We start from the raw sequence: 15,138 nt of genomic DNA on the forward strand, positions 1-15,138 counted from the left end.
ACAGGTGTCGGCGCCGGCGCCGCCCGGAGTTCAGGGGGAGTCCCGGGGTGGTGCGGGACTCAGAGCCGCGCGCCGGAGAGGCGCTCGACGGCGCGCAGCAGGGCGGAGTGGTCCAGGCCGCCGTCGCCCTGGGCGCGCAGCGAGGCGACCAGCTGGGCGACCACGGCGCCGACCGGCAGCGCGGCGCCGACGTTGCGCGCGGCGTCGGTGACGATGCCCATGTCCTTGTGGTGCAGGTCGATGCGGAAGCCGGGGGCGAACTCGCGGTTGAGGAAGTTGTCCTTCTTGCGGGTCAGCACCGTGGAGCCGGCCAGCCCGCCGTTGAGGACGTCCAGGGCGGCCTTGAGGTCCACGCCCGACTTCTCCAGGAAGACCACGGCCTCGGCGCAGGCCTGGATGTTGACCGCCACGATCAGCTGGTTGGCGGCCTTCACCGTCTGGCCGGAGCCGTGCGGACCGCAGAGCACGATGGTCTTGCCCAGCGCGTCCAGCAGCGGCTTGGCGGTGTCGAAGTCGGCCTGCCCGCCGCCGACCATGATGGAGAGCACGGCCTCGATGGCGCCGGCCTCGCCGCCGGACACCGGGGCGTCCAGCACCCGGATGCCCTTGTCCGCGGCGGCCTTGGCCAGGTCCACCGAGGTCTGCGGGGTGATCGAGGACATGTCGACCAGCAGCGCGCCCCGCTTGGCGTTCTCCAGGATGCCGTCCGGGCCGTAGGCGATCGCCTCGACCTGCGGGGAGGCCGGGACCATGGTGACGATGACGTCGGCGTCGGCGACCGCCTCGGCGATGGAGGCCGCGGCGGTGCCGCCGGCCGCGGCCAGCCGGTCCAGCTTGTCCTGCTCCAGGGTGTAGCCGGTGACCGCGTAGCCGGCCTTCAGCAGGTTCTCCGACATGGGCGAGCCCATGATGCCGAGACCGATCCACGCGACCTTGGGAAGCGTGCTCATACGGGGTACCTCTTTCCAGCGGTGGTGCGGGGGTGACGTGGGTGGGCGGCGCGGACGGGTGTCAGCGGGCCGCGCGGTCGGCGCGGGGCAGCCAGTCGAAGGCGTCGGCGCTCGGGCGGTCGCCGGGCTTGTACTCCAGGCCGACATGGCCCTCGTAGCCGGCCTTGCGCAGGCGGTCGAGGAGGCCGGCGAGGTCGAGGCCGCCGGTGCCCGGCGCGCCGCGGCCCGGGTTGTCGGCGATCTGGACGTGGCCCGTCTTGGCGGTGTACGCGTCGATGACCTGCTCCAGATCCTCGCCGTTCATGGAGAGGTGGTAGAGGTCCATCAGGAACTTGGCGTTGCCCAGTCCGGTGGCCTCGTTGACCTTGTCCACGACCTCGATCGCGGCCGGGGCGCTGACCAGCGGGTACAGCGGGGACTCCGGCTTGTTGAGGGCCTCGACCAGGAGGACGGCGCCGATCCGGTCGGCCGCGCGGGCGGCCAGCACCAGGTTCTCCAGGGCCAGCGCGTCCTGCTCGGCCGGGTCCGCGCCCTCGACGCGGTTGCCGTACAGGGCGTTGAGCGCCGTGCAGCCGACCGAGGCGGCGAAGTCGGCGGCCACCGCGATGTTGGCGCGGAAGCGGTCCGACTCCTCGCCGGGCACCGACAGGGCGCCGCGGTCGGGGCCGGGCAGCTGTCCGGCGTAGAAGTTCAGACCGGTCAGCTGGGTGCCGGCGTCCTCCAGGGCCTTCTTCAGCGCGTCGAGTTCGCTCGCCTCGGGCGTCGGCGTCTCGATCCAGGGCCACCAGAGTTCGACCGCGGTGAAGCCGGCCGCGGCGGCGGCCGCGGGGCGCTCCAGGAGCGGGAGCTCGGTGAAGAGGATCGACAGGTTCACATTGAAGCGCTGGTCCGTGAATCCCATGAGGGGCGGCGCTCCTTCCGTATTGCGGAAGTTCGTTTCTGCTTAACGGAAGATTGCCTGGGTGTGTCAAAGGCTGTCAACCCCGGATGGGGAAAAACCGGCCGCCGGGGGTTGTGCGTTTCTCCAAGGGGGGCAAGTGGGTGGTTCCGTGGCGCCGGGCGCCGGAGGCCTTGTCCGGTACGGGCTCGGCGGCCGGAAACCGATGCCCCGGCCTTACTGTGAGTCCATGCAGCGACTGAGAGTGGAGTTCACGACCGAGCCCTTCGACCTGGACGAGGCCCCCGCGCACGCGCTGGTGGCCCGCGAGGTCATCGAGGGGGCGGACCTCGACGCCGTGGACGTGGGGCCGTTCGGCAACACCGCCGAGGGCGGGGCGGACGCCGTGCTCACGGCGGTGGACTCGCTGCTGCGCCGGACCCTGGACGCCGGCGCCACCCGCGTCTCGCTCCAGGTCAACGTGGTGGGGGAGGGGGAGCAGTGACCGAGCCGGCCGACCACCCCCTGGTCACCGCGGTCAAGCCGCTGGTGGACGCCATGGGCGGAATGATCCTCGGGCCCGAGCAGGCGGTCGGTGACGACGTGGTCCTCGCCTGGGAGGGCGAGGACGTCCTCGCCGTACGGCTCCCGCAGCTCGCGGACTCCCTGGACCACATCCTCGCCGCCATGGAGCGCCGGCACGGGATGCCCCTCGCCGAGCTGGACCGCAAGACCAAGCAGGCGGTCGTCCGGGCGCTGGAGGCGCGGGGCGCCTTCTCGGTGCGGCACGGGGTGGAGACGGTGGCGGGCGCCCTGGGGGTCAGCCGGTTCACCGTCTACAACTACCTGAACAGGGAGAACGCCGCCAAGGGAGAGTGAGGAGCGGGGGCTCCCGCGGAGCCCGGGCCGGGTCGGCCCGCCCGTCCAGCGCGCCGCCGTCCGGATGCCGGAACGGCGGCGCTTTCGCGCCAGGGGGCGGCCGGAAGCCACCGCGGAGCCCGGTGCGCGACCGTCACCCAGATTTGACAGCGAAGTTTCAACAAAGTGTTGACGGGGCGTTCATCCAGGGCGTTAGCTATCCGCAGCCCGACCACAGCACAGCGAAAAGCAGCCACGGAGGCTCCCGTGACTTCGAGTACGACGCCGGGCCTCGCCCGGTTCAACACCTCCGCGGACGGCGACGCACGCGACGCCCTGCACGAGGTGTGCGCCAGTTCGGCGTGGGGGAGCCGACTGCTCGCCCAGCGCCCCTACGCCACCGTCGAGGACCTGCTGGGCGCCAGCGACGCCGCCATGGCCGAGCTGACCGCGGAGGACCTCGGGGAGGCGATGGCGGGGCACCCGCCGATCGGCCGCCCGAAGCCCGGCGACCCGACCTCCTCCCGCGAGCAGAGCGGAATGGCCGGCGCCTCCGAGGAACTCAAGGCGGAGATGCTCGAACTGAACCTGGCCTACCAGGACCGGTTCGGCCATGTCTTCCTGATCTGCGCCACCGGCCGGACCGGTGAGCAGATGCGCGACGCGGTCAAGGAGCGGATCGGCCACTCGCCCGAACAGGAGCGGGAGATCGTCCGCGCCGAACTGGGCAAGATCAACCGCATCCGGCTCAACCGCCTCGTGGAGGAAGCGACCGCATGAGCACCGCCACCACCGCCTCCGTGTCCACGCACATCCTGGACACCAGCGTGGGCCGCCCCGCCGAGGGCGTCCCCGTCACCCTCGCCGCCCGCCCGGGCGCCGAGGGGGAGTGGACCGCGCTCGGCGGATCCGCCACCGACGCGGACGGCCGCTGCAAGGACCTGCCGGCGCTGCCGGAGGGCACCACCCATGTACGCCTCGACTTCGACACCGAGGCGTACTTCTCCAAGAAGCAAGCCGAGGCGCAGCAGGACGCCCCCCGCGTAAGGGACAGCGGTGCGTTCTTCCCCGAGGTGGCGATCACCTTCGCCGTCGTACCGGGCGAGCACTACCACGTACCGCTGCTGCTCAACCCGTTCGGCTACTCCGTTTACCGAGGGAGCTAGCAGACACCATGCCCACGATTCTCGGCCAGAACCAGTACGGCAAAGCAGAGAACCGCGTCGTCAAGATCACGCGGGACGGCGACACCCACCACATCAAGGACCTCAACGTCTCGGTCGCCCTCTCCGGCGACATGAGCGACGTCCACCTCTCCGGCTCCAACGCCAACTGCCTGCCGACCGACACCACCAAGAACACGGTGTACGCGTTCGCCAAGGAGTACGGCATCGAGTCCGCCGAGCAGTTCGGCATCCACCTCGCCCGCCACTTCGTCACCTCGCAGGAGCCGATCCACCGGGCCCGGATCCGGATCGAGGAGTACGCCTGGGAGCGGATCGAGACCTCCGAGGCCAACTCGAAGTTCATCGGCTCCGACGAGGTCAAGCACTCCTTCGTCCGCAAGGGCCAGGAGACCCGGGTCAGCGAGATCACCTACGACGGCGAGAGCTGGCAGGTCATATCCGGCCTGAAGGACCTGGTCGTCATGAACTCCACCAACTCGGAGTTCTGGGGCTATGTGAAGGACAAGTACACCACCCTGCAGGAGGCGTACGACCGGATCCTCGCCACCCAGGTCTCCGGCCGCTGGCGGTTCAACTGGACCGACGACGAGCAGAAGATGCCCCACTGGGAGCGGTCCTACGAGCAGGTCAGGAAGCACATGCTGCAGGCCTTCGCCGAGACCTACTCGCTCTCGCTGCAGCAGACGCTCTACCAGATGGGCTCGCGGATCATCAACAGCCGCTCCGAGATCGACGAGGTGCGGTTCTCCCTGCCCAACAAGCACCACTTCCTGGTCGACCTGGAGCCGTTCGGCCTCAAGAACGACAACGAGGTCTACTTCGCCGCGGACCGCCCGTACGGCCTGATCGAGGCCACCATCCTGCGGGACGGCGTCGAGCCGAAGATCCCGGTCGACATGACCAACCTCTGACCCGCGCGGCGGACCGGCCGCGCCGGTCCTCCGCCCCGGGCGGCACCGCGCCCGACAGCCAGGTCCCGCCGACCGCCGCCCGCCCGCAGCCGGGCCGGCGGCCGGCGGACCGGAGGGAACAGCAATGGCACAGCCAGCAGAGGGGCCGGCACCCGACGGCCCGTGTTCCACCCCCGCCCCGCCCGCTTCCCCCGCCGCCCCCTCGGGCAGGCACCCGGCCGACCGCGGCCCTGCGGACCGCGACGGCCTCCCCGCCCGGCCGGACACCGCCCCGGCGCCCGACCGCCTCCGCCTTCGGCCGGACGCCCCGGCCGACTGCCATCCGGTGGACGAGAAGCTGCCGCCCGCCCGCATGATCCCGGCCGCGCTCCAGCACATCGCCGCCATGTACGCGGGCGTGGTCACCCCGCCGCTGATCATCGGCCAGGCCGCCGGGCTGGACACCGCCGGGATGACCCGGCTCATCGCCGCCGGCCTGCTCATCGCCGGGCTCGCCACCATCCTGCAGACCCTCGGGCTCTCCCGGTTCGCCGGGAACCGGCTGCCGTTCGTCAACGCCGCCTCCTCGGCCGGTATCGCGCCCATGCTGGCCATCGCCGAGACCAGCGCCCCGGGACACCAACTGCCCGCCATCTACGGCGCGGTGATGGTCGCCGGACTCTTCTGCCTGGCCGTCGGCCCGTTCTTCGGGCGGCTGCTGCGCTTCTTCCCGCCCCTGGTCACCGGCGTGGTGATCACCCTCATCGGGGTGACCCTGATGCCCGTACCGGTCACCTGGGCCCAGGGCGGCGACAAGACCGCCGCCGACTTCGGCGCCATGAGGTATCTGGCGCTGGCCGGCTTCACCCTGGTGGTCATCCTGCTCTTCCAGCGCTTCGGCCGCGGTTTCGTCAGGCAGGTGGCGCTGCTGCTGGGGCTGTTCACCGGCACCCTGGCCGCGATCCCCTTCGGCATGGCCGACTTCACCGCCCTGCGCGAGGCGCCGCTCGCCGCGCTGCCTGCCCCCTTCGCCTTCGGCGCCCCCGAGTTCCAGCCCGCCGCGATCCTCTCCCTGTGCATCGTGATGCTGGTGCTGATGACCGAGTCCAGCGCCGGGATGCTCGCCCTCGGTGAGATCTGCGAACGCCGCACCGACGGCCGCACCCTCACCCGGGGCCTGCGCACCGACGGCATCGCCACCCTGGTCGGGCCCGTCTTCGGCGGCTTCCCCACCTCCGCGTTCGCCCAGAACGTCGGCGTCGTCTCGCTCACCCGGGTCCGCAGCCGCTATGTGGTCGCCGTCGCCGGCGGCGCCCTGCTGGTGCTCGGCGCCTTCCCCGTCCTCGGCGCGGTCGTCTCCCTGGTGCCGATGCCCGTCCTCGGCGGCGCCGGGATCGTGCTCTTCGGCTCCATCGCGGTCAGCGGCATCCGTACCCTGTCCGAAGCCGGACTCGACGACAGCTCCAACATCATCCTGGTCGCCGTCGCCCTGGGCGCGGGCATCATCCCGCTCGCCGCCCCCGCCTTCTACGCCGGCTTCCCCGCCTGGGCGCAGACCGTGCTGGGCTCGGGAATCAGCGCCGGAGCGCTCGCCGCGGTCCTGCTGAACCTGTTCTTCCACCATCTCGGCACCCGGAGCAGCACCACCGCTCCGGCACTCAAATCCTCCTAGGGCCCTGCCGTGCCCACGCTGTTGCCACCCACTGAAGAAGGACGCACCATGGCACACCCGGCAGCCCCCGGCGCTTGTGAGCGCACCGTCATCGAGAACTGCGCCATCGCGACCGTCGACGCCGACGACACCGAGTACGCGGACGGCCACCTCGTCATCGCCGGCAACCGCATCGAGTCGCTGGGCGCGGGCCGGGCCCCGGAGGGGCTGGAGAACGTGGTCCGGCGGATCGACGCCACCGGCCGGCTGGCCACCCCGGGCCTGGTCAACACCCACCACCACTTCTACCAGTGGATCACCCGGGGCCTGGCCACCGACCACAACCTCTTCGACTGGCTGGTCGCGCTCTATCCGACCTGGTCGCGGATCGACGAGCAGATGGCGCACGCGGCCGCCCAGGGCTCGCTGGCGATGATGGCCCGCGGCGGCGTCACCACCGCCATGGACCACCACTACGTCTACCCGAAGGGCGCCGGCGACCTCTCCGGCACCATCATCCGGGCCGCCGCCGACATGGGCGTCCGCTTCACCCTGGCCCGCGGCTCCATGGACCGCAGCGAGAAGGACGGCGGACTGCCCCCCGACTTCGCCGTGGAGACCCTGGAAGGCGCCCTGGCCGCCACCGAGGAGACCGTCGGCAAGCACCACGACGCCTCCTTCGACGCCATGACCCAGGTCGCCGTCGCCCCCTGCTCGCCCTTCTCCATCTCCACCGAACTGCTGCGCCAGGGCGCCGAACTCGCCCGCCGGCTCGGCGTACGCCTCCACACCCACGGCTCGGAGACCGTGGAGGAGGAGCAGTGGTGCAAGGAGCTGTTCGGCATGGGACCGACCGACTACTTCGAGTCCACCGGCTGGCTCGGCGAGGACGTCTGGATGGCGCACTGCGTCCATATGAACGACGCCGACATCGCCGCCTTCGCCCGGACGAAGACGGGCGTGGCCCACTGCCCCTCGTCCAACGCCCGGCTGGCCGCCGGGATCGCCCGCGTCCCCGACATGCTCGCCGCCGGCGTCCCGGTCGGCCTCGGCGTGGACGGCACCGCCTCCAACGAGTCCGGCGAACTCCACACCGAGCTGCGCAACGCGCTGCTGATCAACCGGCTCGGCGCCCACCGCGAGGCCGCGCTCAACGCCCGCCAGGCGCTGCGGCTCGGCACCCACGGCGGCGCCCAGGTCCTCGGCCGCGCCGAGCAGATCGGCTCCCTGGAGGCCGGCAAGCTCGCCGACCTGGTCCTCTGGAAGATCGACGGCATCGGGCACTCCACCATCGCCGACCCGGTCACCGCCCTGGTCTTCGGCGCGGCGGCCCCGGTCACCGCGTCCTTCGTCAACGGCCGCCAGATCGTCGAGGACAGCCGGCTGACCACCGTGGACGAGGACGCCATCGCGCGCTCCACCCGGGACGAGGCCCGGCGCCTCGCCCGTATCGCCGCCGAGAGCTGACCGCACGGTCGGCCCGCCCGGGCCCGGCCACCGGCCGGCCCGCCAGGCGAGCGATCCCCAGAGTCCGGTCGGGGGGGACGGCCCCCGATCGGTCGCCGCGGATTCCCAGCGGGATCCGCGGCAGCCGCACCGGGGGGTGCGGCAGCAGGGCCCGGACACCCGGGTCCGCCGCACCCCCCGGCACGGTGATCCGTGTCGGCCCCCCACCGCGACACAACCGGGCGCACCACCAGCACCACCTCCCTGAAAGCCACGTCCGCCGCGACGTGAAAATCGACCGGAGGAGCCGACATGGCCCCTGAGCCCAGGTTTCCCAACGACGCCGAGTCCACCGCCGACCCGGCACGCCCCGACATCGACGCGGCCGACCCGGGCCCCGGCACCGGCCGCAAGCACCCGGTGGACGAGACCCTCCCGCCCCTGAAGATGGCCACCAGCGGACTGCAGCATGTGGCCGCCATGTACGCGGGGGTGGTCGCCCCGCCGCTGATCGTCGGCGCCGCGGCCGGACTGTCCGGCACCGAACTGACCTTCCTCACCGGCGCCAGCCTCTTCACCGCCGGCCTCGCCACCTTCCTGCAGACCCTCGGCGTCTGGAAGATCGGCGCCCGGCTGCCGTTCGTCAACGGCGTCACCTTCGCCGGTGTCGCCCCGATGCTGGCCATCGTCGACACCACCGACAACAAGGCCGACGCCATCCCGGTCATCTTCGGCGCGGTCATCGTCGCGGGACTCCTCGGCTTCCTGGCCGCCCCCTACTTCAGCAAGCTCGTCCGGTTCTTCCCGCCGGTGGTCACCGGCACCGTCATCACCCTGATCGGTGTCTCGCTGCTGCCCGTCGCCTTCGGCTGGGCCCAGGGCCCCAACCCCGCGGCCGACGACTACGGTTCCACCGACTACCTGACCCTCGCCGGGATCACCCTCCTGGTGGTGCTGCTGCTGCGCCGCTTCACCCGGGGCTTCGTCAAGCAGATCGCCGTGCTGATCGGCCTGGTGATCGGCACCCTGGTCGCCATACCCTTCGGCGTCACCGACTTCAGCCCGGTCACCGAGGCCAGCGTCGTGGGCTTCCCCACCCCGTTCCACTTCGGCGCCCCGCAGTTCGCCGTCGCCGCCATCGTCTCCATGTGCGTGGTGATGCTGGTGTCGATGACCGAGTCCACCGCCGACATGCTCGCCCTCGGCGAGATCGTCAAGCGCCCCGCCGACGAGAGGACCATCGCCGCCGGACTGCGCGCCGACACCCTCGGCTCGGCGATCAGCCCGCTGTTCAACGGCTTCATGTGCAGCGCCTTCGCCCAGAACATCGGCCTGGTCGCGATGACCCGGATCCGCAGCCGCTTCGTGGTCGCCTGCGGCGGCGGCTTCCTGGTGCTGATGGGCCTCTCCCCGGTGGCCGCCTCGCTGATATCCGTCGTCCCCCGGCCGGTGCTCGGCGGCGCCGGTGTGGTGCTCTTCGGCTCGGTGGCGGCCAGCGGCATCCAGACCCTGGTCCGGGCCGGGCTGGAGAAGGACAACAACGTCCTGATCGTGGCCGTCTCGCTGGCCGTCGGGATCATCCCGATCACGGCGCCCGAGTTCTACCACGCCTTCCCGGAGACCGCGAAGATCATCCTGGACTCCGGGATATCCACCGGCTGTGTGATGGCCGTCCTGCTCAACCTCGTCTTCAACCACCTCGGCCGGCGCCGGGACGACGACGAGGTCACCGCGCCGATGGAGCCCGGGGAGGAGATCGGCGAGACCCGCGGCCACACCGCCGCGCCCGTGCACTGAGCGGGACCCGTCCCCCGGGGGCGGGCACGCCGGGCCACCGGCGCGCCCGCCCCCTCGGCATGCCCCCGAGCGGGCGGGCAGGCAAACCCATGGACGGTGATCACCCCGTACGTCTAACGTGTCCCTCACGCCCGCACGGACCGGAAGGAGGCGAGCCGACATGTCCACCTCTGTCATCACGCGCTCCCTCTTCCTCTCCACGGCGTATCCGGTCTGACGGACCGGCACGGGCTGACAGAGCCCCACCCGGGAGCGCGCCTCGCACACCGTCCCGGAGGACACCCACCCATGGCCCAGCCGGTCATCCGCACGCTCGACGCGAGCGACGCGCACCTCTTCGACACCCTGCCCGACCCCCTCGGCGCCCGCCGCGCCCACGCCCGCACCGTCCACCGCCCCGACTGGAAGCGGATCGCCCTGCGCGACGGCCGGGTCGTCGCCCGCGGCGCCTGGTGGGGCGGCCCCGACGACGAAGCGCCGGTCAACATCAACTGGTTCGACGTGGCCGAGGGCGAGAAGGAGGCCGGCGCCCTGCTACTGAAGACCGCCCCGCACCAGGTCGAGCTGGAGCTCAACCTGCCCTCCGGCTGGCGGGACGACCCGGGGACCCGCGCGGCCGGCGAGGCCCGGCTGCGCGCCGCCCGCGACGCCGGATACCAGGTCCTGGTCGAGCGGCTGATGTACGACTGGACCCCCGCCGCGGGCCTGCCCGAGCGGCCCGGCCGGCTCCGCTTCGCCCCCGAACCGGACGACGAGGTCTTCCTCGACGCCCTGCGCCGCATCCACTCCGCCACCCTGGACGCCCACGCCCTGCGGGCCGTCGCCGAGGGCGGCCTCGACCAGGCCGCCCGCGAGGAGCTGGACTTCTTCCACTGGTGCCCCTCCCCGCGCGAGTGGTGGCAGGTCGCCCGCGCCCCGGACGGCACCCTCGCGGGCATCCACATCCCCGCGCACAACCCGTCCGGGCCCTGCGTCGGCTTCATCGGGGTCGTCCCCGAGCACCGCGGCCACGGCTACGCCTACGACCTGCTCGCCGAGTGCACCCACCACCTGGTGGAGCGGGGCGCCGAGCGCGTGGCGGCCGCCACGGACCAGGGCAACGCCCCGATGGCCGCGACCTTCGCCAGGGCGGGCTACCCCGTTGTCAGGAGCCGGATCAACCTGGTGCCGGGCGAGACGGCCTGACGCCCCCTCCGGGCGCGGGGTCGTCCCCCCGCGCCCGGGCGGGCTCAGTCGCCCGGGGTCCAGTCCGGGCGGCGTCCGCTGCGGCCGATGACCCGGTCCAGCAGCGGGGCGCCGTCCGGCACCGGGACCGGCGGGCCGAACAGCCCCGCCCCGTCGTCCGAGGGCTCCAGCAGCGCGTAGGAGCTCTTCAGCGCCTCCTCGTCCACCGCGTACGGCTGCCCGGTCGCCCGGGCCAGGTCCCAGCCGTGCACCACCACCTCGTTCCACGCGACCATGCCGGCCACCTGGCCCGGCAGCGTGATCCCACCGGCCCGGGTGGTGCCCTGCCAGGCCTCCGGCGCGCGCCAGGCCTCCGCCAGCTCGCCGAGGAGCCGGGGCAGTGCCGTACGCCAGTCGGCGCTCAGCACCGGGAGCGCGGCACCCGGGTCGGCGTCCGTCATGGGGCCGAGCTCCTTGCGCGCGGCGTCCCGGAGGGCGGCCGACAGCCCCTCCAGATGGGCCAGCAGCTCCCGTACCGCGTACTGAGGACAGGGCGTCGGCCCGTCCAGATGCTCGTCGGCGACCCCGTCCAGCAGCGCCGCCACCCGGTCGGTCGCGGGGCCCAGATCGGGCACCTGCCCCGTACCCGATCCCGGGCCCGTGCTCGTCCCGCTGTCGTCGTCGATGTCCATGCCGGTGTCCATGCCAGTGTCCATACCAGGGCAGACCGGCTCCGGGCCCCGAACTCATCGGTGCCGCGTCACCCGCCGGATCCTTCGCCGGGACCCCCGCTCCCCGCCTCACCGCAGCCGCCGCCGGCACTCGGCCGCCAGATGGGGGTAGGCCCCGGCGACGGCCTTGAGGATCCGGCGGCGCAGCAGCCGCTCGGCCTCCGCGCGGCCCACCGTGCCAAAGAGCCCGTCGAGCAGTGCGTCGTACCGGCCCAGCGCGTGCTGGAGGTAGTCGACCTGCCAGCGCACCAGCGCACCGGGCGGCCCCGCCCGGGCCACCGGCCGGGACGCGCTCGCCGAGGCGTCCGGCGGCGCGGCACCGGGTGCCGACCGGGACACGTCCGCCAGGAGCCGCCCATGCCGGGCGGAGCGGCGCTCCAGCTCGGGCACCGGCAGCAGCGGGACCCGGATCGGCTCGGCGCCGACCGCGGCCAGCACCGCCTGGCGACGACGCTCGGCGGCCGCCCGGGCCGCCGCCCCGCCCCGGCCGGCCGCCTCCGCGCGGCCGGCGAACTCCGGGCTGCGCTCCACCGCCTCCACCCGGGCCAGCAGATACAGCCGCACCGGCGCCATCGACCGGCGCCGGGGGTCACGCCCCTGCACATCCGGCCAGCCCAGCAGCTCACCGACCATCCGGTCCGTCCAGCCGCGTCCGCGCAGCCCGTCGGCGGTCAGATACGTCATCCGGTCAGCCATCGGATCCCCCGATCCTCGCAGTCCATCAGTCACGGAGAGTGACGAAAACCAGTGAAGCACCCGCCACTGACAGCCGCCCGCATCCGCACGCGATCCACCCCTGACGGGGTCTTGAATCCCCGGCTCCGGATGTGGCATATAGGTCTGGACCAATGGGTCGACCCCGCCGGACCAGGAGGCGCCACCGTGCGACACACCCCCGCCCTGCTCGCCGTCCCGGTCTGCGCGGCGGTGCTGCTGCTCGGCGGCTGCTCCGGCGACGGCGGCGCCGACGCGGCGCCGAAGGACACTCGGCCGCCCGCGGTGCCCGCCGGGGTCACCGTCCAGGCGAGCAGCGCCACCTCGGTGCATGTGATGTGGGAGCGGGCGGCGGAGGCCGACGGGGTCGCCGGCTACGAGGTGTTCCAGCGCGGCACCCGGGTCAAGGCGCTGCCGGCCGCGAAGACGATGGTGGACGTGGAGAGCCTGCGGCCCGGGACCGCCTATGACTTCACCGTGCGGGCCAAGGACGCGGCGGGGAACCTCTCGGCGCCCAGCAAGGCGGTCTCCGTCACCACGCCGCGGCCGAAGCGGGACGACCGCCGGCCGCCGACCGCCCCGGCCTCGGTGCGTGGCAAGGCCGAGTCCGCGCGGGTGGTGGTCCTCGACTGGCGGCCCGCGAAGGACGACACCGGGGTGACGGCGTACGACGTCTACCAGGAGGACTCCCGTATCCACAGCGTGCCGGGCTCCGCCACCTCCGCCCGGGTGGAGGGGCTGCGGCCCGGTACCGTCTACAGCTTCACCGTCCGCGCCCGCGACGCCGCCGACAACTCCTCGCCGGACAGCGCCCCGGTGGACCTGACCACCCGCTCCGGCCCCGGCGGCGACGAGCCGACCGCGCCCACCGGGCTCACCGCCACCGCGGGCAAGGGGGAGGTGGTGCTGCGCTGGACGCCGCCGGAGACCGGCGCCCCGGTCAAGGAGCACCAGCTGTATCTGAACGGGAAGTTCGCCACCACCATCGTCTGGGGCGGCGAGCCGCCGGCCGGGCAGGCGGCGTACACCTTCGCCGTCACCGACCCGCCGGGCACCCGCTACAGCGTCAAGCTGCGGGCCAAGCTGCCCGACGGCACCTGGGGCGACTTCTCCGCCCAGCGCACGGTCGTCGTCCCACCCGCGGCCGGATAGGCCCGCGCGGACGGCTCCGCCCCCTGGCGCTGTGCGGTGCCAGGGGGCGGAGTGCGGAGTAGGGGCCGGAGCGGGAGTCGTCAGCCGGTGAGCTGCTCGTACGCCGGGAGGGTGAGGAAGTCCGCGTAGTCCTCGTCCAGCGAGACCTTCAGCAGCAGGTCGTGCGCCTGCTGCCAGCGGCCCGCGGCGAACGCCTCCTCGCCGATCTCGGCGCGGATCGCGGCCAGTTCCTCCGCCGCGACCTGGCGGGCCAGCTCGGGGGTGGCCTTCTCGCCGTTCTCGAAGACCACGCCCGCGTTGATCCACTGCCAGATCTGGGAGCGGGAGATCTCGGCCGTCGCCGCGTCCTCCATCAGGTTGAAGATGGCCACCGCGCCCAGACCGCGCAGCCAGGCCTCGATGTAGCGGATGCCGACCTGGACGGCGTTGCGCAGGCCCTCGTAGGTCGGGCGGGCGTCCAGCGAGTCGATGGCGATCAGATCGGCGGCGGCCACCGAGACGTCCTCGCGCAGCCGGTCCTTCTGGTTCGGCTTGTCGCCCAGGACCGCGTCGAAGGAGGCCAGCGCGATCGGCACCAGGTCCGGGTGGGCGACCCAGGAGCCGTCGAAGCCGTCGGCCGCCTCGCGGTCCTTGTCGGCCTTGACCTTCTCGAAGGCGACCTTGTTGACCTCGGCGTCCTTGCGGGACGGGATGAACGCGGCCATGCCGCCGATGGCGTGGGCGCCGCGCTTGTGGCAGGTGCGCACCAGCAGTTCGGTGTAGGCGCGCATGAACGGGGCGGTCATGGTCACCGCGTTGCGGTCCGGCAGCACGAAGCGGCGGCCGCCGTCGCGGAAGTTCTTGACGATGGAGAACAGGTAGTCCCAGCGGCCCGCGTTCAGCCCGGCGGCGTGGTCGCGCAGCTCGTAGAGGATCTCCTCCATCTCGTACGCGGCGGTGATCGTCTCGATCAGCACGGTGGCGCGCACGGTGCCCTGCGGGATGCCCACGTAGTCCTGGGCGAAGACGAAGATCTCGTTCCAGAGGCGGGCCTCCAGGTGCGACTCGGTCTTCGGCAGGTAGAAGTACGGGCCCTTGCCCAGGTCGATCAGGCGCTGGGCGTTGTGGAAGAAGTAGAGCCCGAAGTCGACCAGGGCGCCGGGGACCGGGCGCCCGTCCACCGTGAGGTGGCGCTCCTCCAGGTGCCAGCCGCGCGGGCGCATCACCACGGTGGCCAGCTCCTCGGCGGCCTTCAGGGCGTAGGACTTGCCGCTGCGCGGGTCGATGAAGTCGATCTTCCGCTCATAGGCGTCGATCAGGTTGAGCTGGCCGAGGACGACGTTCTCCCAGGTGGGCGCGGAGGCGTCCTCGAAGTCCGCGAGCCACACCCTGGCGCCCGAGTTGAGGGCGTTGATCGTCATCTTGCGGTCGGTCGGGCCGGTGATCTCGACCCGGCGGTCCGTGAGCGCGGCCGGCGCCGGGGCCACCTTCCAGCTGTCGTCCTCGCGGAGCTGTGCGGTCTCCGGGAGGAAGTCCAGGGTGCTGGTACGGGCGATCTCCGCGCGGCGTTCGGCCCGGCGGGCCAGCAGCTCGTCGCGCCGGGGGGTGAACCGCCGGTGCAGCTCGGCCACGAAGGCCAGGGCGTCTCGGCTGAGCACCTCCTCCTGCCGGGGCAGGGGTTCGGCGGCCTCGACGATCGCTGCCGGGGTCGGCGCTGGTGCGGACATGAGCTGTCACTTCCC

The 15,138-nt window shown here is 72.7% G+C and carries 15 protein-coding genes; 10 read left to right on the top strand and 5 right to left on the bottom strand.

The genetic code is table 11. The annotated features are described in order from the left end of the window. Window positions 1-59: 59 nt before the first annotated feature. Both M1O15_RS15050 and M1O15_RS15055 read right to left on the bottom strand, forming a co-directional pair. Complete coding sequence (locus M1O15_RS15050) at window positions 60-950, bottom strand: 2-hydroxy-3-oxopropionate reductase (protein ID WP_248634333.1); 891 nt, start codon at window positions 948-950, stop codon at window positions 60-62. 61 nt (window positions 951-1,011) lie between these two features. Then, entirely contained in the window at window positions 1,012-1,851 is an 840-nt protein-coding gene (locus M1O15_RS15055) for a TIM barrel protein (RefSeq protein ID WP_248634334.1), read from the bottom strand. A gap of 226 nt (window positions 1,852-2,077) precedes the next feature. Between M1O15_RS15055 and M1O15_RS15060 the strand changes: the two genes are divergently transcribed. The 9 genes from M1O15_RS15060 (at window position 2,078) to M1O15_RS15100 (ending at window position 10,841) form a co-directional block, all read left to right on the top strand. After that, the gene (locus tag M1O15_RS15060; protein ID WP_248634335.1) at window positions 2,078-2,332 is read left to right on the top strand and encodes a YkoF family thiamine-binding protein; all 255 of its coding nucleotides are present in this window, start codon (window positions 2,078-2,080) and stop codon (window positions 2,330-2,332) included. Further along, window positions 2,329-2,706: a helix-turn-helix domain-containing protein gene (locus tag M1O15_RS15065; RefSeq protein WP_248634336.1), complete on the top strand. Its 378-nt coding sequence runs from the start codon at window positions 2,329-2,331 to the stop codon at window positions 2,704-2,706. Before M1O15_RS15060 ends, M1O15_RS15065 begins: the two co-directional genes overlap by 4 nt. 246 nt (window positions 2,707-2,952) lie before the next feature. Continuing rightward, window positions 2,953-3,465, top strand: a complete 513-nt coding sequence (gene uraD / locus M1O15_RS15070; protein ID WP_248634337.1) for a 2-oxo-4-hydroxy-4-carboxy-5-ureidoimidazoline decarboxylase — start codon at window positions 2,953-2,955, stop codon at window positions 3,463-3,465. Next, window positions 3,462-3,851, top strand: a complete 390-nt coding sequence (gene uraH / locus M1O15_RS15075; protein ID WP_248634338.1) for a hydroxyisourate hydrolase — start codon at window positions 3,462-3,464, stop codon at window positions 3,849-3,851. Before uraD ends, uraH begins: the two co-directional genes overlap by 4 nt. Window positions 3,852-3,859: 8 nt before the next feature. Then, window positions 3,860-4,783, top strand: coding sequence for a factor-independent urate hydroxylase (gene pucL, locus M1O15_RS15080; RefSeq protein ID WP_248634339.1), 924 nt, complete (start codon window positions 3,860-3,862; stop codon window positions 4,781-4,783). Between the two features lie 352 nt (window positions 4,784-5,135). Then, complete coding sequence (locus M1O15_RS15085) at window positions 5,136-6,434, top strand: nucleobase:cation symporter-2 family protein (RefSeq protein ID WP_248634451.1); 1,299 nt, start codon at window positions 5,136-5,138, stop codon at window positions 6,432-6,434. 48 nt (window positions 6,435-6,482) lie between these two features. Continuing rightward, a complete protein-coding gene (locus M1O15_RS15090; RefSeq protein WP_248634340.1) occupies window positions 6,483-7,880 on the top strand; it encodes an 8-oxoguanine deaminase in 1,398 nt (465 codons plus the stop codon). Window positions 7,881-8,171: 291 nt separating this feature from the next. After that, window positions 8,172-9,656, top strand: coding sequence for a nucleobase:cation symporter-2 family protein (locus tag M1O15_RS15095; RefSeq protein WP_372499472.1), 1,485 nt, complete (start codon window positions 8,172-8,174; stop codon window positions 9,654-9,656). A 288-nt stretch (window positions 9,657-9,944) separates the two neighbouring features. Further along, window positions 9,945-10,841 carry a GNAT family N-acetyltransferase gene (locus M1O15_RS15100; RefSeq protein WP_248634341.1) on the top strand — a complete coding sequence of 299 codons (897 nt, stop codon included), beginning with the start codon at window positions 9,945-9,947 and terminating at the stop codon, window positions 10,839-10,841. Window positions 10,842-10,885: 44 nt separating this feature from the next. Here M1O15_RS15100 and M1O15_RS15105 read toward each other — a convergent pair whose 3' ends face one another. After that, complete coding sequence (locus M1O15_RS15105; protein WP_372499473.1) at window positions 10,886-11,524, bottom strand: TIGR03086 family metal-binding protein; 639 nt, start codon at window positions 11,522-11,524, stop codon at window positions 10,886-10,888. Window positions 11,525-11,620: 96 nt separating this feature from the next. Beyond that, window positions 11,621-12,247 (bottom strand): hypothetical protein, encoded by a 627-nt coding sequence (locus M1O15_RS15110; RefSeq protein ID WP_248634342.1) that lies wholly within the window; start codon window positions 12,245-12,247, stop codon window positions 11,621-11,623. A gap of 186 nt (window positions 12,248-12,433) precedes the next feature. Between M1O15_RS15110 and M1O15_RS15115 the strand changes: the two genes are divergently transcribed. Then, window positions 12,434-13,417: a fibronectin type III domain-containing protein gene (locus tag M1O15_RS15115; protein WP_248634343.1), complete on the top strand. Its 984-nt coding sequence runs from the start codon at window positions 12,434-12,436 to the stop codon at window positions 13,415-13,417. Window positions 13,418-13,497: 80 nt separating this feature from the next. Here the strand turns inward: M1O15_RS15115 and aceB are convergent, their stop codons facing one another. Further along, complete coding sequence (gene aceB / locus M1O15_RS15120; RefSeq protein ID WP_248634344.1) at window positions 13,498-15,123, bottom strand: malate synthase A; 1,626 nt, start codon at window positions 15,121-15,123, stop codon at window positions 13,498-13,500. Between the last annotated feature and the right edge of the window lie 15 nt (window positions 15,124-15,138).

The organism is Streptomyces lichenis (assembly GCF_023218175.1).
GTDB classification, from domain to species: Bacteria; Actinomycetota; Actinomycetes; order Streptomycetales; family Streptomycetaceae; genus Streptomyces; species Streptomyces lichenis.